Origin of the sequence: Pantoea sp. E2023-21 (genome assembly GCF_051302795.1) — a bacterium.
GTDB classification, from domain to species: domain Bacteria; phylum Pseudomonadota; class Gammaproteobacteria; order Enterobacterales; family Enterobacteriaceae; genus Pantoea; species Pantoea ludwigii_A.
In genome coordinates this window covers 554,268-577,630 of sequence record NZ_CP195345.1, presented here as the reverse complement: position 1 = coordinate 577,630, position 23,363 = coordinate 554,268, and the positions used below count along the sequence as shown (strand labels likewise).

The following is a 23,363-nucleotide window of genomic DNA, read 5'->3' as shown; positions in this document are numbered from 1 at the left end:
AGATTATGGACGATCGTCAACCCGTTTCCCTCGCCCGTCGCGCGCTGAGCTATGTCATCTGCTATCTGCTGGCGGTGCAGCCGATGCTGCCGGCGATGGCGGCACAAATCACGCCCGTCACGCCAGGTACGAAAATGGATGCCGCCGGCAACGGCGTGCCGGTAGTGAATATCGCGACGCCCAACGGCGCCGGGATTTCGCACAACCAGTACCAGCAGTATAACGTCGGTAAGGAAGGGCTGATCCTCAATAACGCCACCGGCCAGCTTACCCAGACGCAGCTTGGCGGCCTGGTCCAGAACAACCCCAATCTGAAAGCCGGTCACGAAGCACAGGCAATCATCAACGAAGTCGTTGGTGCCAACCGCTCACAATTGCAGGGCTACACCGAAGTGGCGGGCAAAGCCGCTAATGTGATGGTCGCCAACCCGTATGGCATCACCTGTAACGGCTGCGGCTTTATCAATACGCCAAACGTCACGCTGACCACCGGTAAACCGCAGCTGGATGCAAATGGCAATCTGGCGGCGCTGGAGGTAACGAAAGGATCGGTGATTGTCGAAGGTCAGGGACTGGACGGCAGCAATGCCGATGCCGTGTCGATTGTCGCGCGCGCAACGGAGATCAACGCCGGGATCCACGCGAAAGATCTGTCGGTGACGGTGGGAGCTAATCGGGTCGGTGCGGATGGTTCGGTAACGCCGATTGCCGGTGAGGGCGCGGCACCGTCGGTAGCGGTCGATACCGGCGCGCTTGGCGGCATGTATGCCAATCGTATTCATCTGGTGTCGAGCGAAAAGGGCGTGGGCGTTAACCTCGGTAACCTGGTGGCGAAACAGGGTGATATTCAGCTCGATGCCAGCGGCAAACTGACGCTGAATAACAGCCTGAGCAGCGGTGCGCTGACGGCGAATGCTGAAGCAGTGACGCTCGGTGGCGAAAACAAAGCTTCCGGACAGGTCACGCTCAGTGCAAAGCAGGATGCAACGCTCAACAAAGGCACGCTGGTCAGCGACGCCGGAGTCAGCATCACGGCGAAAGGAAATCTCACCACTAATGGCACCAGCATCACGGTAGGACGTGATGTTCAGCTCAGTGGCGCAACCGTTGTTACGGACAGCAATGCCGTCGCGAAAGCCGGCAACGATATCAGATTGCAGGCGCAGGATCGGCTCAGCAACAGCGGCCAGTTGACTGCTGGAAACAACTTAACCATCACGGCAAAACAACTTGATAATCGCGGCATGCTGGCCGCTAACACCACCGGCATCACTACAAGCAGTCTGCAGAATGGTAAGGGCGCGGCCATATCTGGCGCAGAGAATCTAAACCTCAGCAGCGACAGCATGCTGAATCAGGGCGTATTGTCAGCGCCCGTGCTCTCACTCAGCAGTTTGCAAACTGATAACAGCGGGCTGATTCAGGGCAGCAAAGCGCTGACCTACAGCGGCAACCGCCTGAATAATCTGGCGGGCGGCACCCTGAGTTCGGACAACAGCTTTGCACTCAATCTGCCGCAGTTGAGTAACAACGGGCTCATCACCAGCAAGGCAGGGCTGACGCTGAGTGGCGACGCGCTCACCAACAGCGGCGAAATCAACGCTGCCAGCCTTTTTGCCTCAAATGCGCAGCTGAATAATCAGCAGGGTGGTCTGCTGCTCGCTGATAACACCCTCAATCTTCAAAACGATACGCTGACCAATGACGGTCAAATCGCCGCAGCAACAACCCATGTTGATGCCAGCACGCTGAACAACAGCGGCACGTTGCAGGGTAAACAATCCCTGCAGGCTAGCGGCAAGGCGATAACCAGCAGTGGTACGTTACTGAGTGACGGCAAACTGACAGTCTCAGCAGACACGCTCACTAACCGTGGCCAACTGCAGGGACAGCAACTGGCGGTAACGGCAGACAACTGGCATAACAGCGGCAACGCGTTGAGTGCGAGTGATGGCGTAATTAACGCTGCAACGCTTGATAACAGTGGCAAAATCCTTGGTCAGCACAGCTTACAGCTTAAAACAGATTCCGTTGATAACAGCGGCTGGCTGCTGGCGCAGGCGCTCACCCTTCAGGGAGACTTAGTTAACAGCGGGCTGATTCAGGGCAGTGATGCACTGACCGTGATGGGCGATAAGCTCAGTAATAAAACCAGCGGCCAGTTACTGAGTGCCGGCACGCTAATTGCTCATGCTGACAGCCTGGATAATCAGGGCAGCGTTCAGGCCGACACGCTTGATATGCGGCTGCAAAGCTGGCAGAACGCCGGCAGCGCCCAGGCGACCACGCAGTTCCTTGGCACCCTGAGCGGGGCACTGGATAACCGCGGCACGCTGCTGAGCCAGAACGATTTTGCCCTCATCAGCCACGACATCACTAACAGCGGTACGCTGGCGGCCAACCGCATCAGCATCACCGCACCGCTGCTGACCAACGCCGGGCTGTTGCAGGGCAACAGCGCGCTCTTACTGAACAGCGCGGATATCACTAACGCCACCCGCGGTCAGCTTATCAGCGGCGGTTCGCTGACGCTTTCCCCGGTAAAGTTGACCAATGCGGGCCTGCTTCAGGTGGCTGATGACTTCAGCATTAACGGACGTGACCTGAACAACAGCGGCCGCATCACCGCAACCAATCTGAATGCAGACCTGAGCGGCACACTGAACAACGGCGGGCAGGGTGTTTTGCTTGCGCAGCGCCAGGCGCATATTCATGCCAGCGAGCTGAACAATGGCGGTTCGATTGCGGCACAGCAGTTGAATGCGTCAGGTGATGTGCTGAAGAATCAAAGCCTGCTCCAGGGTGACAATGGACTCAGCGCGGATTTCAGGCAGTTCAGTAACCTGGGCGCGGGACAGCTACTGAGCAACGGTATTGTTGCGCTCAAAGGTGCAACCGGTGACAACGCCGGTGTGTGGCAGGGCCAAAGTATTGACTATCAGTTTGGCTCGCTGAGCAACAGTGGCACCGTTTACGGTATTGACTCACTCAAAGGTCAATCTGACGGGCTGCTGGATAACCGTGGTAGCCTGACTGCGGGCGGCAACGCCAGCCTGACTGCGGGTAACCTGCAAAACAGCGGTAAAGTGCTGGCCGATCGTCTGGTGTTACGCGGCAGCAGCCTCAGCAACAGTGGCCTATGGCAGGGAACATCCTCGCTGGATGCACAGTCGAGCGGCGCTTTAACACAGGCAACTGGCGGCAAAACGCTGACCGGCGGTGACCTGCTGCTGAACGCTGCCGACCTCAACACGGCGGGCGCAATCCAGGGTGACAACGCGCAAATCAACGCAGGCCGCTGGCAGAATCAGGGCTCGCTGCTGGGCACCACAGGTGTGTCAGCTGACGTTGCGGGTGAGCTGCGCAACAGCGGTGAAATATTGTCGCAGGGCGCGGCACAGGTCAGCGCGCAGAACCTGAACAACAGCGGCTCGCTGCTGGCGGATAAGGCGATGACGCTGAGTGGCGGTGCGTTGAATAACAGTGGCAGCGTGCAGGGCGAAACGCTCGCAATTACCCCGGCCAGCGTGACTAATCAGGGCAGTCTGATTGGTCTGCAATCACTGACTATCGGTCCGGCGCAGACCCGCGTTTTCCGCATGCTGGCGCTACAGTCGCAGCCCACACGGGAATTAATCAACAATGCTGGCGGTCAGCTGCTGACGCAGGGCACGCTGAACATTGCCGGTGATGTCATCACCAACAACGGCAGCTGGCAGGGACAGCAGATCCTGCTGAACGCCACCCACCTTGCCAACAACGGTGCAATCCAGAGCGCAGGCGATCTGACGCTTAACCTCAGCGATGCGCTGACGTCCGCCTCTGGCAGCAAAATCACGGCGAACGGCAATGCCGCGCTCAATGCGCTTAGTTTCACCAATCAGGGACAGTGGATTGCCCGCAACCTGACGTTACAGGGCGCGACGCTTAACAACGGCGGCGAGATGTCGGGCGTAGAAGGACTGACCACAACGTTGTCAGGCGCACTGACGCAGCAGCAAAACGCGGCGCTGCTGAGCGGTGGCACGCTGGACGTGCATGCAGCCACCGTGGATAACGCGGGCCGGATGCAGGGTAAGAATCTGTTACTCAGCAGCGGTAGCGTCACCAACAGCGGGCGCTTGCAGGGCGACAACAACCTGCAGCTGAACGCCGGCGGACGCCTCACCAATAACGCCAGCGGGACGTTACTCAGTCAAAACGGCCTGACGCTGACCACGCCCGAACTCTATAACTACGGCGTGATCCAGGGAGCCACCAGCCGTATTACCACCAGCGGCCTGGCTAACAACAGCGGCAAAGTGCTCTCTTCAGCGGATCTCACGCTCAGCGCGCCACAGCTGGTCAACAGCGGCTGGCTGCAGGCTTCGCAGCTGGTCCTCAATGCGGCCAGCGCCAGCAACAGCGGCACACTGATGGCGGATCAGCAGGCGACACTCACCGGCACCAGCCTGCAGAACCAGGGCATCGCACAGGGCGGAAACCTGACGGTGAACTACGCGCAACTCTCTAACAACGGCACGGTGCTGGGCGTCAACCAGCTGAATGTCAAAGCCACAAATGTGACCCAGCAGGCCGCGGGCAAGCTGTTCACCGGCGGGAATCTGCTGCTGGAAAGCACGGGATTTGATCAGCTTGGACAGGTGGTGGCGCTGGACGACGCAACGCTCAAACTCATCAACAGTTTTACCGCACGCAACACGCTGGCCGCAGGGAATCGCCTGACTATCAGTAGTAACGGCGCAATTGAGAACCAGGGAACATTGCAGGGCCAGGCGCTGACGCTGAGCGCAGGCGGCGATCTGACCAACAATGGCCAGCTCACCACCGGAACTGGCGACAGCAGCCTGAGCGGGCAGCGCATCAACATGAACAGCGCGGGCACGCTGCAGGGCGGTGGCAATGTGGCGCTTACCAGCCGCAGCGACGTGGCGCTTAACGGCTTTACCGGCACCCGCGGTAATCTCACCCTTTCCTCACCGGGCAGCATTGTGAACACGGCGCTGCTGTATGCCGGGCAGAATCTCTATCTTTACGCTAACAGCATTAAAAACCAGCGCGGCGATATGCTGGCGGGCAACAGTGTGTGGATGCAGCGCGACGCGGCGGGGAATGCCAATGGCGAGGTGATCAATACTTCGGGAACCATTGAGTCGCAGAATGGTGATATCACGATTAAGACTGGGCATCTGCTTAATCAATGGGCCTCTCTGACTGTCGGCCCCACACAAAGGGAGGATTTTGAGGAAAACTATGCATTTTTCAGCGGCACCAACATTTTTGGCATTCATGGTGCGCAGGGAGTTTATGCCCTTCCTTTGAATATTTTTGGAGCTGATGAGCTTAAATATTTTTACCAGAAAGCGCCCGGTATGGACTACTATTCGGTCGCACCCCTCCCTGTAAATTTAGACCAGAATAAAGAAGTATTAATTTCTCGAATCATATTCAGCACGCAGGTAACAGGTCAGGCAGGAAGGATCAGTGCAGGCCGTAATTTTTATGGACAACTGGGAAGAGTGGACAACCTAGGTAGCTACATCCTTGCTGGAAAAGACATGCACATGGATGGTGTCGAACTTAACAACCAGTCCTATCTCTCAGGAACGCAAAACGTATGGCGAAGTTACACACCTATTAAAAATTACTATCTTGTATATGAAGAAATTAAACCAAGTGATTATACTTTCTTAAGCCCTGAATATGATAGCAGCTCGTCAAGTTATAACGGCCTGCCTGTAAAGTTTGACGATAAAATATATTCCTTCGCGACTGATTCCTATCGTACAGAACAAGGAAGCACTATACACGGTGTGATTCAGTCCAATGGAAATCTTCAAACAAATTTTACAAACATTCTTAACAACAGTGATTCATCTGATGTACGTGGCACGATTACGCCATTGCTCAAGAACCCACGCATTGACTTATTATCGACGCAATCCGTTAGCAAAGGTTTAGAAAGCCTTGCATTAATTGACGCAGGTAGTGTCGTACCCGGTAGTCCATCATGGACTGATCAGCTTACAGACGCATTACAAGCGGTAAATGGCGGTAACTCTCTATATACTCAGAGCCAAAAAGCAACAGGGTTACAAAGTCTGGCTGGAATCGGTGAAAAATTTAAAGAAATACAAGTTACTAAAAAGTTAGAGGATAGCCCCTATAGCACCATTGCTCAGAAAGAGAATTTAACTAACAGAACGTCAGTTGATATTCAGGCCTATCCGATACCTCAGAGCACTAATGGATATTTCAACGTCTCTGCTGATCCTAAAAGCCCCTATCTCATTGTTGTAAACCCTAAATTAGCCGGACTAGGGGAACTCGATAAGGGGATTTTCAGTGAGTTGAATCAACTACTCGGTAAACAGCCCCAACAAAGTCCATTAGAGACGTCTCCGATATATACTGACAAACAAACTTTTCTGGGGTCAACATATCTTCTGGACAGACTGGGTATGAAACCTGAGTCTGACTACCGATTGCTGGGAGATGCTGCTTTCGATACCCGCTATGTCAGTAATGCCGTACTGAGTCAGACCGGTAAGCAATATATTGACGGGCTGGGTTCAGATCTCGAACAAATGACATATCTGATGGATAATGCCGCAGAGGCAGGGCAGTCCCTCGGTCTGAAAGCGGGCGTTTCACTCAGCGCGGAGCAGATAGGCTCACTTCATAAAAGCATTCTCTGGTGGGAAGCCGCTACTGTTAATGGTGAAACGGTTCTGGTACCTAAACTCTATCTTGTGGCATCAGACACTGAAGTAAACAATGGAAGCGTGATTGCCGGTAATACCGTAAGCATCGTGGGCCAAAACATTGAAAATAATTCAAGTACATTATCAGCCACCAATAAATTGTATGTTAGTAGCAAAACTAAAATCGGTAACCAAAACAGTTCATTAATTAAGTCAGGCGGAGAATTGAATCTGAGTGCTTTGGGCGATATAAATAATATCGGCTCATCCATTTCAGGGAAAAAAGTTACTCTCGAAAGCATTGAGGGAAATGTCAATAACATCACTCTGATGAAAGATATTGATTACAGTTCTCAATTCGTGTTATCCCGCTTCACTGAGCAGGAAGAACGAGCAAATATTTACTCGAGTGGCGATCTACTTATAAACGCCGGAAACAACATCAATATCAAGGGAGCTTCAGTTCGCGCTGATGAGAACGCGTCACTCAATGCCGCGAAAAACTTGAATATTATGGCAAACCACAATATGGCTGTCTTGAAAGACAGCTGGCAAAATTTCAGCCTGAAATCTGGCTCAGGTAGCAATGTGGATGTTTCAGGAGAAATCCATTTACAGGCTGGGAAAGATCTCACGATAGAAGCCAGTACTCTCAGTGCAGAACAAGATGCTACGCTCATCGCAGGTGGTAATGTCAACCTGCTTTCCGGCCAGGAGGAAACTCATACAAGCCGCACATCACGAAATTCATATTCAACGGGTACCCGTCAGGACACGCTAAGTAGCAGTAACAATCTGAATGTTTTTGCAGGTAATGACATCACAAGCCAGGCAGCTATTCTGGCTGCCGGAAAAAATATAACTCTCAGCGCAGGCCGCGATATAGATCTTAATGCAAATTCGCAAAGTGAAGGCACTGAAAGCCATTACAGAAGACAGACTGTTATCAGTGATACGGTACGCCAAAGCGGTACGACGCTTTCAGCAGGAGAGAACATCAGCTTAAACGCAAAACGAGATATCAACATTGTTGCTGGTGATGTAAGCGCTAAACGCGATATTGCCCTTAATGCTGGAGCTGACGTCAACCTGACAACTGCAGGGGAATCTGATTATTTCTACAAGGAGCAAACAAAAACACGTTACGATCATCTGAGCCGGATTAAAACGAAAACGATTCAGGAGGACAGCGCCACCAATGAAAAAGGGACTTTACTCAGTGGTCTAAATGTCTCGGTTTCTGCAGATAAAGATTTGCTGGTTAAAGGCTCTCAAATAGTAGCGGACGACAAATTAACTCTTGATGCAGGTGACAGCGTCAGTATCCTGGCGGCGACCAATACCGATACCGCATGGCGTTACTCTGAGTCGAAGAAGATTGGTATCTCAGGTTCTGGTGGGCTGGGTATTACTTTGGGCAGCAGCCACTCAATGAATGAGATGCGGGAGAAAGGGGCTACTCAGAGCCAGAGTATCAGCACGATAGGCAGTATCGGTGGCGACGTCTTAATCAGAGCCGGCGATAAATTACAAATAGCTGGCGCGGATGTAGTTGCCGGAAACAATATTACCCTGCAGGGAGACAGTGTTTCAATTCTGCCAGGTCATGATATTCGCCAGATTGATGAACGTTCTGAACAGCGCTCTAGCGGGCTGACGCTGGCACTGTCAGGCGCGGTAGCCGAAGCTGCGAACAGTGCTATTGCAGCAACACAGTCAGCCAGGCAGGAAAGCGATGGCCGTCTGGCCGCCCTACAAGCCACGAAAGCGGTTCTTTCAGGAGTGCAAGCCAGCCAGGCAAATCAGCTTTCACAGGAACAGGGTAATCCTGCTAACGGGATAGGCATAAGCCTGTCGTATTCAACTCAGCATTCAAAATCTGAGCAACAACAAAAAACCGATACGATAACCGGAACGACCATTAATGCCGGCAATAATCTGGTCATAAATGCAACAGGCGAAAGGAACCATTCTGGCAGTGGTGATTTGCTGATTGCAGGAGGGCAATTGAAGGCCGCAGGTGATACGACGTTACAGGCCGCTAACGATATCCAACTTATTGCTGCCGAAAATACGCAACAGACCACCGGTAAAAACAGCAGTAGCGGCGGAGGGGTCGGTGTAAGTATTGGTGTAGGTTCAGGAAGTGCCGGGATCAGTATTTTTGCCAGTGTGAATGGTGCAAAAGGCAGTGAAAAGGGTAGCGGTACTTTCTGGAGTGAAACTACGCTGGACAGCGGAGGAGACGTATCAATTATTAGCGGCCGGGATACCCTGCTCAGTGGTGCGCAGGTGAATGGTAATAGTGTCAACGCAAATATTGGTCGCGATCTGACGATAACAAGCCTACAGGACAGCGATAAGTATGATTCGAAACAAGCCAGCTTTGGCGCAGGAGGAAGCTTTACCTTCGGATCTATGACGGGGTCAGGTTACATCAACGCCAGCCAGGATAATATGCACAGCAATTATGACAGCGTGCTGGAGCAGAGCGGTATCTATGCAGGTACAGGCGGTTTTAATATTACTGTGGGGAACCACACGCAACTGAATGGCGCGGTAATTGCCAGTCAGGCAGATGCTGCTAAAAACCTTCTCGATACGGGAACGCTGGGCTTTTCCGACATACAGAATAAAGCGAATTATAAGACTGGGCACCAGGGTGCAGGCATCAGTTCAGGCGGGAGTATGGGAGGGCAGTTTGCCGGTAATATGGCAAATACACTGCTTGCCGGCGCTGGCGGTAAGGGGCATGCCGAAGGCACTACGCAATCTGCTGTGGCTGAAGGTACGATTGTAGTTCGCGATCAGGCTAACCAGCAGCAGAGTATGAGTGACCTGAGTCGTGATACTGAGCATGCCAACGACAGCATCAGTCCGATCCTTAATAAAGAGAAAGAGCAAAAGCGCCTGCAAACCGCGCAGATGGTTGGCGAAATTGGCGTGCAGGTGGGTGATATAGCGCGTACACAGGGCCAAATCATCGCTACGCGGGAGGCCAATGAGAAAATGTCTTCCCTGAGCGCGTCGGATCTTGCTAAGGCGAAGTCCGACTGGGAAAAAGCCAATCTAGGAAAGACAGCAGGTAACGATGACATCGCTAAGCAGGCCTGGCAGAACAATTATGATGCCGCGTTTAATGCAACAAAACTGGGAACGGGCAGTGCTGTGCAGCAGGGCATTCAGGCCGTAACGGCTGCAATGCAAGGGCTGGCAGGCAATAACATTGGTCAGGCTATCAGTGGCGCATCCGCTCCCTATCTGGCAGAACAGATTCACAAATATACCAGCGGCAATCCTGAAGCGCAGGCAATGGCGCATGCCGTAGTCGGAGCCATTGCCTCTTATGCCTCCGGGCATGACGCGCTGGCCGGAGCAGCGGGTGCCGTCAGCGGTGAGCTGATGGCACAAATTGTGATGGGTCAGTTATACCCGGGAAAAACGGTCGACGGCCTAACCGAAACAGAGAAGCAGACCATCAGTGCGCTGAGCACACTCGCATCAGGACTTGTTGGTGCCACAATCGGCGGTAATACTTCACAAGCGGTTAATGCTGCTCAGTTAGGAAAAAATTCTGCAGAAAATAACGCACTGTATGCGGCGGACGATAAAGTACGACAAGATGCAAAATGGTCGCTACCTTATCTGGAGGGAGAGAAAAAGCAGCAAGCAGAGAAGTTAATTATTGACCTCAACGCGAAGGATAAGGCATTTGATGCTGCACTGGATTCGGCGTGTAAGAATCTGACTTCGTCAGCCTGTCATGGGATGCGGCAGGAACTGGCCGTGATGGGTCGCAGCTATGACGAGAAACTCGACGGCCAGTATATTGGTAACATGGGTACCGTCTACAAAGATGGTAAAGTTCAGGTAGATACTCTGATCTGGCAATACGCCAGCGCTGATGCGAAAGCAGAGCGCGAGGCAGATGTTAATCGAATCGCTAAAAACTGGGGCATCAGTAAAGAAATAGCGGACGGCCTCTATACTGCAATGGCAGGCGTTCATACTGTTGCGGCGATAGGCGGCGCAGCCTATGGATTGAAAGGTGCGAAGGAATCTTCAGTTGCAGCTAAAGATACGGCATCGCTGGTTGAAGCTGAAAAAACTGCTTTGGACAAGATCGGGCAGAATGGTAAGAACGCTGTCGACCTGAGCGGTAAGCCGCAAGGCAGTATCTTGCAACAGCAAGCCAAAAATAAGATAAATGACTTAGCACTTCAGTTCAATAACCTGTCTGTGCAGCCCAAAGACTTTAAAATAACAGTTAATGGAAAAACAATGTCTGCAGATCCTGAAACAAGTATCGGTGCTCCAGTATTCAAAGGTGCGTCTGATGCAGATGTAATGACTTACTTTAAGCAGATTACTGGGTCAGGAAATATGCCTGATGGAAAAAACATCGCTGGCAAAGGAACTGTCTACTCCATTAAAATAACTGAAGGTCCTAATGCTGGCAGCACTATGACATTAAGAGACTTTTCAAATTCGTCGCAACAAACAGGTGCCAAATGGACTATAGATATTTTAACTCCATCTATTAACAATGGCAGAAGAGTTGAGGTTAAGTTTAAATGACAGATTCCATTGATAAAGTATGTGATGATGTTAGTGTTACTTCGTATGGGCTGTCGATGGGGACAATGTGGCAACACATAAGCGTTGAGTGCGCAAATAAACCTGAAAACTATAATTTGAGGAAAAAAATATTTTTTATTCTATTAGAAAAATTATTGAATGAAGGAAGAATAAAATTAGCTAAAGATGGTTTATTTTTAGAAGGGAAAATTGAGCAGCAATTAAGAGAATTGGAATCTTCCTGGCCTCCATATCCATCAGAAGATGAAGATGATGATTTAGATGAGTTTGGTATGTGGTTTTTTGTCAAAGCGCCAGCCGGCATCGTTTGGATTACTTCTGAAGGTGAAGAAATCTGGACGTAATGACATGTAATCCTTAGCCCTCACCAGCAAAGAGCTCCTTGAGTAGTGTGCGCCACTCCACGAGCCGTTACCTGCAAAAGGATAGTGAAAAAAGGCAGGTGATGAGCGGATGACGTACAGCTGATGCTGAAGGACAGAAATTGCCTAAATGATTAAATAAATTGATTTTGATGAATTAAAAGAAATTTATCTTCAGTTGTCGAAGGTTTTGCCAAAAAAACCAATAGATAAAGATGAACTTTTGATTGATTATAAAGCTCAACAATGCGCCTCATTTCATCGTGGACTTGAATTTCTTGGGCATGCAAAGGAGCTTCTAGAAAAGGCCTGGTTGAATGATGATAAGGTTACAATACAAGCGGCGCTGGTTTATATCCGGGTATACTCAATGAATTTATCAGGTTTTTTTGATGCATTTAAAGAAGATGCTGATGCTTTATTAAAATCTTCTGATTGGCCTGGTATACCTGAAGATTATAAAATACCTTCGCATTACAATTACCCCATTAAGTAACAATAATCCTACCCACAGTTGAACGGTACCCAAAAAATTGGGTGCCGTCTGAGTAGATGAAAGCATCGCGCGGTGACGGGTGTGACTCCTGACACAATATTTAACATAATTATGATGTTGTGAACTTCGTGTTTCATCGAAGCGCTCAGCCCGCCATTTTGGATGCCTTCCGGTCGTCCACACGCATATAAATAAGATTATGATGGCGTTTGAGCAAGGAGTAGCGTGCTGATGCATAGTCGGCACTCGAGATCCCCGACAATTCATCACTTCGATACAGTTATGACCGGCAGAATCACACTCTAACCAAAACCTGGCCGGCCTGAAGAACGGCTACCGTCCAAATGGCACAAGAGAAATTCCATTTGCTGTACCAGGAGATGCTTTCGCTACGATTTTACTAATCAATCAGAGACGCTGCGCGCTTAATTTCAGTGCAGGCGCTAATAGGAGAGAGGCAAATAATACAGAGAAATATTTTCTGTTGCCTGCAACCTAAAACCACCAACTTTATATTTGAGTTAGTCGAGGAAATGAACCGGAGTGGACATCATCATGAAAGGCAGGATGACTAAGCACTTAGCAGTTGAGCCGTGTAGTGGTAAAGAATTCTGCACTAAAGCTTTTAGCTTCGAGCGTAATTATCCATGAAGTCGACCATAGCGCCGGCATGAGCGTCAACATGCCTAATGTATCGCATCACTGTCTCTGGCTTCTTCCAAGTACCCTCCTGCATAATCTGCGCAGTGCTGCATTTTTTTGTAGCCATATCGACCGCAGCGCCTACGCGAGTGCTGTGCCCCGACCATCTCCGATATCGATTTTTATTTGGCGGCGCATCCTGCCCGGGGCCAGCTTCACGCCATGCTCGGGCAAAAATATCCTCCAGCGCGCGGGTAGGCAAAGGCTTTAGCGATACAGCTGTCGCGCAATTAGTACGGTGAACAGGACCGAAGATAAATGCATCCGGTTTGTGAATCAGCCCTGATTTATTTAGCCACTCCGTACGTCTTTGCGAAGACAGATCGCCCAGCGCTTTTATCAGGCCACCGGTCATCACAATCGTTTTGGTCCAGGCCACATCAAGAATGATTCGGCCATCTTGTGCGCGAGAGAGAGCCCGCACGCGCAGACGTCCAAGTTCGCTGACACGCAGCAACGTGGCATATGCCATAGACAGAAATGCCAAATCGCGGTGCTGCTGCATCTTGTTGTAGCCTGACCAGCAGCAGTCCCTATCTCATCACCGTGAACCCGAAATTAAACGGTCTGGGGCATCTGGACGCCAGCCTGTTTGGCGATCTCAATCAGTTGCTGGGTAAACAGTCTGGCAGCGCGCCACAGGAAAGCCGTCAGCAGTATACCGACGTGAATACCTTCCTCGGCTCGTCCTATCTGCTGGACAGGCTGAATCTCAAGTCAGACAACGATTACCGCTTCCTCGGCGATGCGGCCTTTGATACCCGCTACGTCAGCAATGTTGTGCTGAATCAGACCGGCAATCGCTATCTGAATGGCGTGGGTTCCGATCTGGATCAGATGCGTTACCTGATGGATAACGCCGCCGCGTCACAGCAGGCTTTAGGCCTGCAATTTGGCGTGTCGCTTACCGCAGAACAGGTTGCCTCGCTGGATAAAAGTATCATCTGGTGGGAAGCCGCCTCGGTGAATGGTCAGACGGTGATGGTGCCGAAAGTGTGCCTGTCCGAAAAAGATGCTGCGATGAACAACGGCAGCGTGATTGCCGGAAACAACGTGACGCTCTCCGGCGGGAACATCACCAACAGCACCAGCACTATCGTGGCGCAGAACGCTGTCAACGGTGACATCAATAACACTACCGCAAGTTCGCAGTGGACAATCGGCGGCAGCGGGCCTGTGCAGGCAAGCAAGACGCTGCTTGGCCAGACTGCGGCGATTACGTCGCTGGATGCGCTCAGCCTGAAGTCCGGCAACGATATCAACATCACCGGTGCCTCACTGAACGCAGGTGGCGATCTGCTGCTCAATGCATGGCACGACCTCAGTCTCAACAGCATCGAGACCAGCGAAAGCCGTAAAACAGGTAACAAGGAAACTCATAGCTCCGGTGCTGAACGCACGACCGTTTCCAGCGGCGGCAACCTGATGCTGGTAGCCGGGCAGGATATTACCAGCGAGGCAGCAGCGCTGGCGGCGGAAGGTGATGTCGGACTAAAAGCGGGCGGAGATATTAAAGCTGCGCTGGCACAGGACGCAGCCCCTTACCTTGCGGCTAAAGTCAAAGAAATCACAACGGATAACGCGGATTACAGCACGCTGACGAATACACAAAAGCTTAACAATCTGATGGCACATGCTATTTTAGGTGGCGTTATCGATGAGCTTAGCGGAGGCAGTGCGGTCGCGGGCGCGACGGGTGCCGTCTCAGGAGAGCTGGCTGCCCCGGCAATTGCGCTGGCGCTTTATGGTACTTCTGACAGCGATAAACTCACCTCGGAGCAGAAGGAAAACCTGAGCGCGCTGGCGACGCTGGCTTCGGGTATTGCTGCTGGCGTGGGCAGTGACAGTGCATCCGGAGCAATATCCGGAGCTCAGGCTGGTAAGAATGCGGTTGAGAATAATGCGCTGAGTCTACCAGCTCCGCCAGTTCCTGTTCCGGGGGTACCTGTTGGTCCTGGCGACCAGGTTAAACAGGATGCGGATAAGAAGATAGCATCAGGCCTTGAAGGTGCCATTAAAGATCTTGGCGATGTAATGGACAAGGCGACTCAATGCTCCTTTGGGCGAGCATGTTCTTCAGAAAGTAGTGAGGAGCAGAGCCAGCCAAATATTGGCAAGGATCTGTCGGATGCTGATAAAGCCGAGCTGGGTGGAACGGGATCTGGAACGCCAGGTGGTTGGGAGCCGCAGGACGAGGAAAATGCGAGAAACAATGAAGCTCATAGTGCTGCCAATGGTAAAAATCTGAATGCCGAATTAACGGGAAAAGAAATTGCCAATGGGCATGCTTTCGAAAAGCATGTTATTCAGCAAAATGAATTCTCTAATTTGGGTATAAAGACAAAAGAGCAGTTTGCTCAACACATCGAAAATGTTGTCAAAAATCCAACTTCTGTCAAAGAGTTAAGTGGTGGAAGATCAGCTTATTGGGATCAGTCGACAAACACAGTAGTGATACGTAACCCTAAACCTGGTGATGGCGGCACTGCGTTCAGACCAGTTAATGGAAGAGCCTACTTTGATAGCTTGAGGTAAATATGGATTTATTATCAGTAACAAAGAAAAATGCAGAAATTAATATAACAGAGGAAGAGCTGCTGATTTTAAATTCAGCGCTGAATGAAGTCTGTAATGGTATTGATATTGCTGAATTTGAAACAAGAATCGGCGCTGAAAAAAATGAGGTTGCAGCTTTGCTGGGCAAAATTGGAAGCATATTAGATAAAATGCTCTCTTAATGACAAAGTCCCGGCCATCGAGCCGGGATCTTTATTTTGTCAGTCAGCTATCCTTCCACCGCCAGCCGGATGATCAGTTGCCCCGGCTGTGTGATCACCTCGATCTTCTGCCCGGTCTCAAACCCCAGCGCCGCCATCCACTGGCCCTTCAGCGTAATGGACGGTGACGGCTCAAACTTCCTCGCATCTCTGATATAACCCACCGTATAACGCCGGGCTTAGGGTGCCGCAGGTTCTGACTTATGATGTTGCGCAGCCATGGTTAACTACCTCGCTTAGTTGCTGATGGTTAGCGGGTTGAACGTGGCGGCTGACGAAGGCGATACGTGCCGGTCGGATGTGACTGAGCTCCGGCCGGCCAGCGGTCGGGGTGCGGCCGGCAGCCGGTCGGAGCATCAGAAACCGGCTTCAGGCCATGCCGTGAAAGGCTCACAACCTGAACCGGTCGGGGCTGAGCAAAACGTGGTAATAAAAGAAAAAACAGGGACGTTACCGTCGCCATCGCCTTCGTTGCAGGCGGTGAAGAATGGCTAACTGCAAAACCGGTCCGAACCGGCTGCTTACTGTTGATGACGTGTATCGCCAGCCGGTCGGCCCGGCATTAGACCCGAAAAGCCTGTATGCGCTGCTGCTGCGGTTCGTGAAGTGGCGCAGGGAGCGTAACTGGTCGGAGACCACGCTGAAGGTACAGACGCATCACAGCTACCGCTTTATCTGCTGGGCCGGTGAACGCGGACTGTATTATGCGGCTGACGTCACGCGCCCGGTTCTGGAAAGCTATCAGCGTTACCTGTACGGCTACCGCAAAAGCAACGGCGAACCGCTGACCACCCGGACGCAGCGCACCACGCTACAGCCGCTTCAGGTGTGGTTCCGCTGGATGACGCAGCAGCATCTTATCCTGGCGAATCCCGCCGCCGACCTTGAGCTACCGAGGCTGGAGAAGCTCCTGCCGCGCACTATCCTGAGCGTGGAGTAGGTTGAAGAGGCGCTGAGCCTGTGTGACCTGACGACGCTGCAGGGCATCCGCGATCGGGCGCTGCTGGAGCTGCTGTGGTCAACCGGTATCCGGCGTGGTGAGGTGGAAAAACTGGCGATCTACAGCCCGGACTTCAGCCGCAGAATACTGACCATCGTGCAGGGCAAGGGAAAGCAGGATCGGGTTATCCCGGTGGGCGAACGGGCGCTGTGGTGGCTGCAACGTTATCTGCAGCACGTGCGCCCGGAGGTGCTCGTCGTTCCTGACTGCAGAGCGCTGTTCCTGGCAATGGACGGCATGGCCGGTCTGACGGCGAGCGGCATTACGATGGCGGTGGTGCCGTACCTGAGAGCGGCGGGTATCGCCAAAGGAAGCTGCCACCTGTTCCGGCACGCGATGGCCACGCAGATGCTGGAGAACGGTGCGGACCTGCGCTGGATACAGGCGGTGCTGGGCCACGCGAGCGTTGAGTCGACGCAGATCTACACGCAGGTCAGCATACGCGCGCTTCAGGCGGTACACGCGTCAACGCATCCGGCAGAGCAAAAGGAAATCCCGGAGCCGGACGCAGCAGCGGCGCCGCCACTGATACCGCAGGGTTAGCCGGCTCCCTGTTAGTGCGGCTGTTCCGTGCACGGCAGAGCGCCGCTTCCCGGCGGCGATCTGCCTTCATCAATCCCTGTGCAGCGCGGGGGTAAATGGCCGCACAGCGGCGCGGGCGTTGCAGAATATACCGGTCCGGCGTGGCCGCCATACGGCCATTCACCATAATGCGGGAGATTACACGCACTCTCGCGGTCAGCTGCGTCCTCCGGTCTTAATCCCCTCACGCGCTCGTGTGCGCATAATCTGCATTATGGCGTGCGCCCCGCGTTGAACTGCGGGTGCGGCCGCCCTCCTGGCGGCGTCAGCCGCATCATCGTCAGTGAGTAAAGGCAAAGCGGTTGTCGGCCTGACGGCCTCCGCTAAAAGGGCTTTATGCCCGCCCGCTGCGTCTGGCTGCGGCGGCTCGCACTGCGTTGCTCGTTCACGCCTCGCCCGCTTCCGCCCTCGCCCAGGTTGAGTGCGGACATGCAAAACGTGTGTTGGCTCAACCTTCAGCGTCTCATAGCGCCGTTCCGTCGCTTGCGGGCCTCGCCAGCCCGCGCCCGGCAGGCGGCAATCCGGCCCACAGACAAGCTGTGTCCCGGATAGCCGCCGCGATGAACGCAGGTAATGTCAGGCAGAACGGTGTTGTTAAAATGCGCGGGTGCAGGCAGGACGCCCCGGCCTGGCGGTAGCGTGCACGGGCGAAAAAAGCGCGTCGGGGCAAAAAGTTACGGTCCGGAAAACGCTACAGGGAAAACCTGTTCTAACCTGTGGAAAGAACAGGAAAAAACGTTGTACGACGGCTGGCTCTGCACCGGATAAAGTTGTTGTGGAGAATAATGGGCTGAGTGCACCGCAGATTGATGATTTCGCTGCAAGAGCGAAAGGATGTGAAGCTCGCGGTGACTGCGGTCAGATCGTTAAAGAAATGGAAGAACTGAGCCTGAAACAACGTAATGAGCTAATCGTTACTTGTGCTTCAGATGCGAAGGCTTGTAAAGAAAATTACGGTGATATCCCAGCTAATACTATGTTGGTTCATGAAGCGATCGACAGAGCGCTGGGTGAAGATATTCCGAGGGCAATGAAGAACGATTTATCGGTCTTGCTGATGCAGCAGATAGATGAATCAGGAATTGTCAACAGCACTGAATTTGCTCAACGGCTTCAGACCATGTATGGCCTGGATGACCAGAAAGCTGAAATCTTGGCTGGTGTAGCCATGGCCGCTGTTACAGGCGGTATGGGAAAAGCTGGAAAACCGAGTCAAGCCAACACAACTAAACTACCCAATGGGCAGCAAGTTAATCATTATGAAGCGAGTCTGGTTGGTTTACCACCGAGGGAAAGAGTTGCTCAAGTCAAGCAAATGGCCAGTTCAGTTGCTCAAAGTAATGGCTGGGTAAAAGATAACAAATTAACCAAAATGAACAATAGAGATGTTTATAAAGGCTCGGATGGTAATCTTTATGCGCTTGATACACAGCATGGTCGTTTTGAGTTAGTTAATCCCAAAAATGGTAAACACCAAGGGGAGGTTGATATGGGATTGAAATTTATTGAAGGTAGTAAAGATACCTCCGGTAGTCATGACTTGAAGGTTAAGTAATATGAATAACGTAATGAAATTGGTTAATTATCCTAGTAAGGCATTGGTTCATGGAACTATTTTGCGTCTTCCCGGAGAATGGCCTTATGAAGAGCTGGTTGATTTTATGGTATTCGATATGTCTGGGGGTGATCGGTCTAATGGTCTTATGGTCTCATCGGGCCATAAGGCTGGGCTAATACTTGTTTTATTACCAGAGGAAAGTGAGTTAAAAGAGGCCAGAGGCTTAAGTACTCAATGGGTCATAGATAACTGGGAAAAATGGATCTATCCAGAATGTGATGTCAATGATGTTCATGTAATTGGTCGATATATAGCAACACCTATCGAGTAACATATAGATCACGGTCTACTGTTCAGGATCTCTATTTAAGCTCTAAAGCCACATATTCTCGACGCCGTAGCTGGATCACCTCGGATACGGCGGAGAGCTCCAAATGTTACTGAATTACTTTTCAGAATGCTTAACTGCGCCCGCTCGACGCTAGTTCGAAATAACTGATGCCCACGGTACCAATAGAAATCAATAACCGTAGACGAGCGAACGGGTGAGGCATGAGTTAAGAGTTCAAGAGTTACGTTTTTTGAAATTGTCGTTGAGATTATAGTTAACGAATGCGTGAATTAACATGTTGGCTGGCTACAATTGAACGGTTACGGATTGTTGTTGAGTTGCGGATAGAATACAGGTGATAAGATTAACAGGTTATGAATGCGTATTCAGGCATTCAATTTAACATATTTATGATATTCATTAATTGACGTGTTGTTCAATGTCCCAGCCCTTAAATCAGGAACGCCTATTCTTCATGAACATCAAAATCCAGCAAGCCGATCCCCTCTCATCTGAATCCCAGTTATTGGTAGAGAAACTATCGGCCGAACTCGCGGTGATCACCGTCGATAACGGCAAAAGTCATTTCAGCGCCCAGGAGCTAAACACCGACCGTTCGTTGTGGCTGCTGGCCAGAGATGAAGCAGGCAACGCCGTGGGTTGTGGGGCGTTGAGACCGCTTGCAAAGCATACCGCTGAAGTGAAGCGCATGTACTCTGATCGTAGCGTGCCGGGCGTTGGCGCCGCGCTGTTGGAGTATCTGGAAACGCTGGCCAAAAACATGAAATACCGCGAAATCCGGCTTTCAACCCGCGTAATTAATCGCCGTGCCGTGGCCTTTTATCACCGTTCCGGCTACACCCAGATCGAGAACTACGGACCATACATCGACCGAAACGAATCGATCTGCTTTGCTAAAACGCTGTGAGTTTGACAACCTACCAATGGTAAGTTACTACTAGTAGCTTACTCATTGCGGAGGTTGTTGCCATGCATGCTCTGATCGTTACTGCTCATCCGGACCAAAATTCACACACGCACCACATTGTCACGCAGATTGCACAAGGTATTGCTGCGGGTGGCCACAGTTATGAAATCGCCGATCTGGCGGCGGAGCAGTTTGATCCGCGCTTCAACCAGGCCGATTTTGACCAGTTCAAAAGTGCTGCACCTTCGCCCGCCGATGTCGTAGCCGAGCAGCAGCGGCTGGATCGTGCGGATGCGCTGGTGCTGGTCTACCCGATTTACTGGTGGTCGTTCCCGGCGCAACTGAAAGGCTGGATCGATCGCGTTTTCACCCAAGGCTGGGCCTATGAGGATGACGGCCAAACCGTGGTAAAAAAGTTAGGCCACTTAAACGTCCATCTGCTGGCGTTGGGCGCCGCCAGCCAGCGTACGTATGTGCGTCGCGGCTATTTCAGCAGCATGCGCACGCAGATCGATGAGGGGATTTTTGGCTATTGCGGCGCGCCGGTAGTGACCAGCGAATTGCTGCTGCCAACCGATGAAAACTATCCCGACGCACACTTTGCGCTGGCAGATCAGCTTGGACAGCGACTTTTTCACATTAAGGAACCGGCATGAATCAACCCACTCGCCAGCGCATGACACATCAGGCACGTCGTCAGCAGCTGATTGGCGTGGCGTGGAATCTGGTGCGCGCGCAAGGCAGCGATGCGCTGACGTTAGGACGCGTGGCGGAAGAGGCTGGCGTCAGTAAACCGGTGGTCTACGATCATTTTGGCACGCGCCACGGTCTGCTCGCGGCGCTGTATGAGGATTTCGATCTGCGCCAGAACGCGATTATCGAGGCGGCAATGAATGCCGCCGGTGCCAGTCTTGTCGAGCGGGCTAAGGTGGTGGCGTCGAGTTACGTCGATTGCGTGTTGACGCAGGGACGTGAAATTCCGGATGTGCTGTCGGCGCTTGATAGCTCGCCGGAGCTGGCGGAAGTGAAGCGAAAATACCAGCTCGATTTCATTGAAAAATTCCGAGGCTGGTTTGCTGAAGCATCGCTGCCGCAAGCCAGCATGTGGGGAATGTTAGGCGCCGCCGATGCGATTTCCAATGCAGTGGTGTGCGGCGATATCAGCCAGCAGCAAGGATTAGCGGAACTTCAGGCGCTGATTCTGGCGCTGGTTGAACGTCACCAATAACCGTTAATCCAGCCAACAGGAGCAACAGATGTCATTGCGCGAGATTGATAACGCTTGCTGGCAACAACTGGAAACCAGCGCACGCGAGCCTGATGCCGGATTTCACTTCTTAACGCTCGCTTCCGTTGATCTACAGGGCAAGCCGCAGGCAAGGACATTGGTGCTGCGCGCGGTTGACCACATACATCGCACGCTGGAGTTTCATACCGATATGCGCAGCCCTAAGTGGCAGGCGCTGGCGGTTAATCCTGACGTGACGGTTTTAGGTTACTGCACTAAAACCCAGCTGCGGCTGCAGGGAACGGTCAAATTGCACGCCGCACACAGCGCAGTGGCTAAAGCGGCGTGGCAACGATTAACGCCCCGGACGCAGCAAACCTATGCTGGTGCTGCGCCGGGAAGTGACCTCGATTCCCCAGCCAACGATGCCGGTAATGCGGAGGATAATTTCGGCGTCTTGCAGATCCGCATTACCCAACTGGATTGGTGTTTGCTGGCGCGGGAAAACAATCAAAGAGCGTTGCTCAATTACAGCTCAGACGGAGCGCTCACCAACAGCAAATGGGTGCATCCGTAACTAAGACGTACATTGTTCCTGCGCCTTGCGCCGGACGTTAAACAGCAGATAACTGGCCAGCGCCAATCCCCACACGCCTGCCGCGCCATACAACAGCACGCCGGAAAAACCGTCTGTCAGCACCTGCGTGGCAATGTTGGGGGCCAGTAAAACCTCGCCGCCGCCGGCGATGTGCTCGGCCAGTGCATACACATCATTTTGTCCCGGCATAAGGCGTTGCAGACTCGCTGCGATGCCCGCCACCAGCAAGCTGCCCATCAGCGCGATATTAATAGCAAGCGTAATCAGGCGCGCGCTGATATCGATCCCAGAAGCCATACCCACGCGATTACCTGGCACCGATCCGGTTGTGGTGTTGGTGACAGGCGTGTTGGTCAGCCCGAGCGCGATGCCAGCGATCAGCGCGCCCGGCAGTAAACTCATCTGCTGCGCGGCGGCGAACTTCATCAGCATAAAGCCGGCGCCGATGGTGAATAATCCCAGCGGAATCGTGCGCGCCGCGCCAAAGCGCGCCACCCACTTTTCGCCGAGCGGCGGCATGAGTAAGGTCGGCAAGGTGTAAGCCAGCAGCGCCAAACCGGTTGCCATGCTGCTGTAGCCAAGTCCGCTCTGATAATACACCGGCAGATAAATCATCAGCGGCCAGAAGCTGAAGTTCATGCCAATCGATCCCATCAGCGCACCGGAAAAGGCACGGATGCGGAACACTGAGAAATCAAACATCGGGTGTGGATGGCGTTTCTCAATCCATACAAACAGCAGCGCGCTCAGCAACGTAACCAGTAAAATCAGCTGTGCCGTAAGGCTGCGCCAACCCAGACTGCTGCCCTGCGTGATGAGGTAGGTTGTGCCGACCACGCTGAACGATAAGGTGATCAGGCCGCTGAGATCGAGCTTTTTGGCTTCGGCATCGCGCGATTCCAACACATTTTTTAAAGCGAGGATCAGCGTCAGCAACGCGATAAATCCATGCACCAAAAACACCCATTGCCAGCTAAACCAGGCGACCAGCACGCCGCCGATGATCGGGCCGAATCCCAGTCCAAAGCCAAAAGTAATGCCCCACGCAGCGAAGGCACGACTGCGCGCTTTTCCCTGGGGAAACTGGAACGACAAAATGGCAATCAGGCAAGTTAGCATCGCGCCACCGCTGAGTCCTTGCAGCAAACGCCCGACGATCAGCCACTGCGCATTTCCCGCCAATCCGCACATCACCGATGTCACGCCGAAGGCGATAATGCTGATGATAAAAACGCGCTTGCGTCCATAGGTGTCTGCCAGCGTGCCGGTTGCCATTAACACGGCGGTGCAGGCGAGCGTGTAGGCATTCATGATCCACTGCAGCTCGCGGAAACTGGCGTGCATCTCTTTTTCCAGCACCGGCAAAATCACCGGCACGCTCGATATCTCCAATCCCGACATCAACGCGGCCAGACAAACCGCCATCAGCGCCAACATGTTCTTCATACTCAATCCCTGCGATACGTTAAGAGCGTGCCAGCATGAAAGATTGGCGTGG

At 52.5% G+C, this 23,363-nt stretch carries 13 protein-coding genes and 3 pseudogenes; 13 read left to right on the top strand and 3 right to left on the bottom strand.

Features of this window, described 5'->3' with window-relative positions; genetic code table 11:
- The first annotated feature begins 5 nt into the window (after positions 1 to 5).
- The 3 genes from ACRQ84_RS21630 to ACRQ84_RS21620 all read left to right on the top strand — a co-directional run bounded on the left by ACRQ84_RS21630 (position 6) and on the right by ACRQ84_RS21620 (position 12,161).
- Positions 6 to 11,282, top strand: coding sequence for a hemagglutinin repeat-containing protein (locus ACRQ84_RS21630; protein WP_483818054.1), 11,277 nt, complete (start codon positions 6 to 8; stop codon positions 11,280 to 11,282).
- Entirely contained in the window at positions 11,279 to 11,647 is a 369-nt protein-coding gene (locus tag ACRQ84_RS21625) for a DUF596 domain-containing protein (protein ID WP_483818053.1), read from the top strand. Before ACRQ84_RS21630 ends, ACRQ84_RS21625 begins: the two co-directional genes overlap by 4 nt.
- A 196-nt stretch (positions 11,648 to 11,843) precedes the next feature.
- Entirely contained in the window at positions 11,844 to 12,161 is a 318-nt protein-coding gene (locus tag ACRQ84_RS21620; protein WP_483818052.1) for a hypothetical protein, read from the top strand.
- Between the two features lie 625 nt (positions 12,162 to 12,786).
- Here ACRQ84_RS21620 and ACRQ84_RS21615 read toward each other — a convergent pair.
- Positions 12,787 to 13,386 (bottom strand): annotated as a pseudogene (locus ACRQ84_RS21615) (tyrosine-type recombinase/integrase); the annotation flags it as partial.
- Here ACRQ84_RS21615 and ACRQ84_RS21610 point away from each other — a divergent pair.
- The 3 genes and pseudogenes from ACRQ84_RS21610 to ACRQ84_RS21600 form a co-directional block, all read left to right on the top strand.
- Positions 13,377 to 14,336: pseudogene (locus ACRQ84_RS21610) on the top strand (hemagglutinin repeat-containing protein); the annotation flags it as partial. The pseudogenes ACRQ84_RS21615 and ACRQ84_RS21610 overlap by 10 nt on opposite strands.
- Before the next feature lie 153 nt (positions 14,337 to 14,489).
- Positions 14,490 to 15,398, top strand: a complete 909-nt coding sequence (locus ACRQ84_RS21605; RefSeq protein WP_483818523.1) for a VENN motif pre-toxin domain-containing protein — start codon at positions 14,490 to 14,492, stop codon at positions 15,396 to 15,398.
- A 2-nt stretch (positions 15,399 to 15,400) separates the two neighbouring features.
- Positions 15,401 to 15,601 carry a hypothetical protein gene (locus ACRQ84_RS21600; RefSeq protein ID WP_483818051.1) on the top strand — a complete coding sequence of 67 codons (201 nt, stop codon included), beginning with the start codon at positions 15,401 to 15,403 and terminating at the stop codon, positions 15,599 to 15,601.
- Between the two features lie 47 nt (positions 15,602 to 15,648).
- On the opposite strand, the gene ACRQ84_RS21595 is transcribed toward ACRQ84_RS21600, so the two are convergent.
- Complete coding sequence (locus tag ACRQ84_RS21595) at positions 15,649 to 15,804, bottom strand: SymE family type I addiction module toxin (RefSeq protein WP_483818050.1); 156 nt, start codon at positions 15,802 to 15,804, stop codon at positions 15,649 to 15,651.
- 323 nt (positions 15,805 to 16,127) lie between these two features.
- Between ACRQ84_RS21595 and xerC the strand changes: the two are divergent.
- From xerC to ACRQ84_RS21560, 7 genes and pseudogenes are all read left to right on the top strand, one after another.
- A pseudogene (gene xerC / locus ACRQ84_RS21590) lies at positions 16,128 to 17,183 on the top strand (site-specific tyrosine recombinase XerC).
- A 646-nt stretch (positions 17,184 to 17,829) separates the two neighbouring features.
- Positions 17,830 to 18,777 carry a hypothetical protein gene (locus ACRQ84_RS21585; RefSeq protein WP_483818049.1) on the top strand — a complete coding sequence of 316 codons (948 nt, stop codon included), beginning with the start codon at positions 17,830 to 17,832 and terminating at the stop codon, positions 18,775 to 18,777.
- 1 nt (position 18,778) lies between these two features.
- Positions 18,779 to 19,111: an Imm45 family immunity protein gene (imm45, locus tag ACRQ84_RS21580; RefSeq protein ID WP_483818048.1), complete on the top strand. Its 333-nt coding sequence runs from the start codon at positions 18,779 to 18,781 to the stop codon at positions 19,109 to 19,111.
- A 475-nt stretch (positions 19,112 to 19,586) separates the two neighbouring features.
- Complete coding sequence (locus tag ACRQ84_RS21575) at positions 19,587 to 20,039, top strand: GNAT family N-acetyltransferase (protein ID WP_483818047.1); 453 nt, start codon at positions 19,587 to 19,589, stop codon at positions 20,037 to 20,039.
- Between the two features lie 62 nt (positions 20,040 to 20,101).
- Positions 20,102 to 20,695 (top strand): NAD(P)H-dependent oxidoreductase, encoded by a 594-nt coding sequence (locus ACRQ84_RS21570; RefSeq protein WP_483818046.1) that lies wholly within the window; start codon positions 20,102 to 20,104, stop codon positions 20,693 to 20,695.
- Positions 20,692 to 21,267: a TetR/AcrR family transcriptional regulator gene (locus ACRQ84_RS21565; protein WP_483818045.1), complete on the top strand. Its 576-nt coding sequence runs from the start codon at positions 20,692 to 20,694 to the stop codon at positions 21,265 to 21,267. Before ACRQ84_RS21570 ends, ACRQ84_RS21565 begins: the two co-directional genes overlap by 4 nt.
- 28 nt (positions 21,268 to 21,295) lie before the next feature.
- Positions 21,296 to 21,844: a pyridoxamine 5'-phosphate oxidase family protein gene (locus ACRQ84_RS21560; RefSeq protein WP_483818044.1), complete on the top strand. Its 549-nt coding sequence runs from the start codon at positions 21,296 to 21,298 to the stop codon at positions 21,842 to 21,844.
- Here ACRQ84_RS21560 and ACRQ84_RS21555 read toward each other — a convergent pair whose 3' ends face one another.
- Positions 21,845 to 23,311 (bottom strand): MFS transporter, encoded by a 1,467-nt coding sequence (locus ACRQ84_RS21555; protein ID WP_483818043.1) that lies wholly within the window; start codon positions 23,309 to 23,311, stop codon positions 21,845 to 21,847. It lies immediately after the preceding gene.
- Positions 23,312 to 23,363 lie beyond the last annotated feature (52 nt).

Bases quoted from the DNA above. Each gene is read 5' to 3' on its own strand.
- ACRQ84_RS21630 (WP_483818054.1), top strand. From the start codon at position 6: ATGGACGATCGTCAACCCGTTTCCCTCGCCCGTCGCGCGCTGAGCTAT.
- ACRQ84_RS21625 (WP_483818053.1), top strand. From the start codon at position 11,279: ATGACAGATTCCATTGATAAAGTATGTGATGATGTTAGTGTTACTTCG.
- ACRQ84_RS21605 (WP_483818523.1), top strand. From the start codon at position 14,490: ATGGCACATGCTATTTTAGGTGGCGTTATCGATGAGCTTAGCGGAGGC.
- ACRQ84_RS21600 (WP_483818051.1), top strand. From the start codon at position 15,401: ATGGATTTATTATCAGTAACAAAGAAAAATGCAGAAATTAATATAACA.
- imm45 (WP_483818048.1), top strand. From the start codon at position 18,779: ATGAATAACGTAATGAAATTGGTTAATTATCCTAGTAAGGCATTGGTT.
- ACRQ84_RS21575 (WP_483818047.1), top strand. From the start codon at position 19,587: ATGAACATCAAAATCCAGCAAGCCGATCCCCTCTCATCTGAATCCCAG.
- ACRQ84_RS21570 (WP_483818046.1), top strand. From the start codon at position 20,102: ATGCATGCTCTGATCGTTACTGCTCATCCGGACCAAAATTCACACACG.
- ACRQ84_RS21565 (WP_483818045.1), top strand. From the start codon at position 20,692: ATGAATCAACCCACTCGCCAGCGCATGACACATCAGGCACGTCGTCAG.
- ACRQ84_RS21560 (WP_483818044.1), top strand. From the start codon at position 21,296: ATGTCATTGCGCGAGATTGATAACGCTTGCTGGCAACAACTGGAAACC.
- ACRQ84_RS21555 (WP_483818043.1), bottom strand. From the start codon at position 23,311: ATGAAGAACATGTTGGCGCTGATGGCGGTTTGTCTGGCCGCGTTGATG.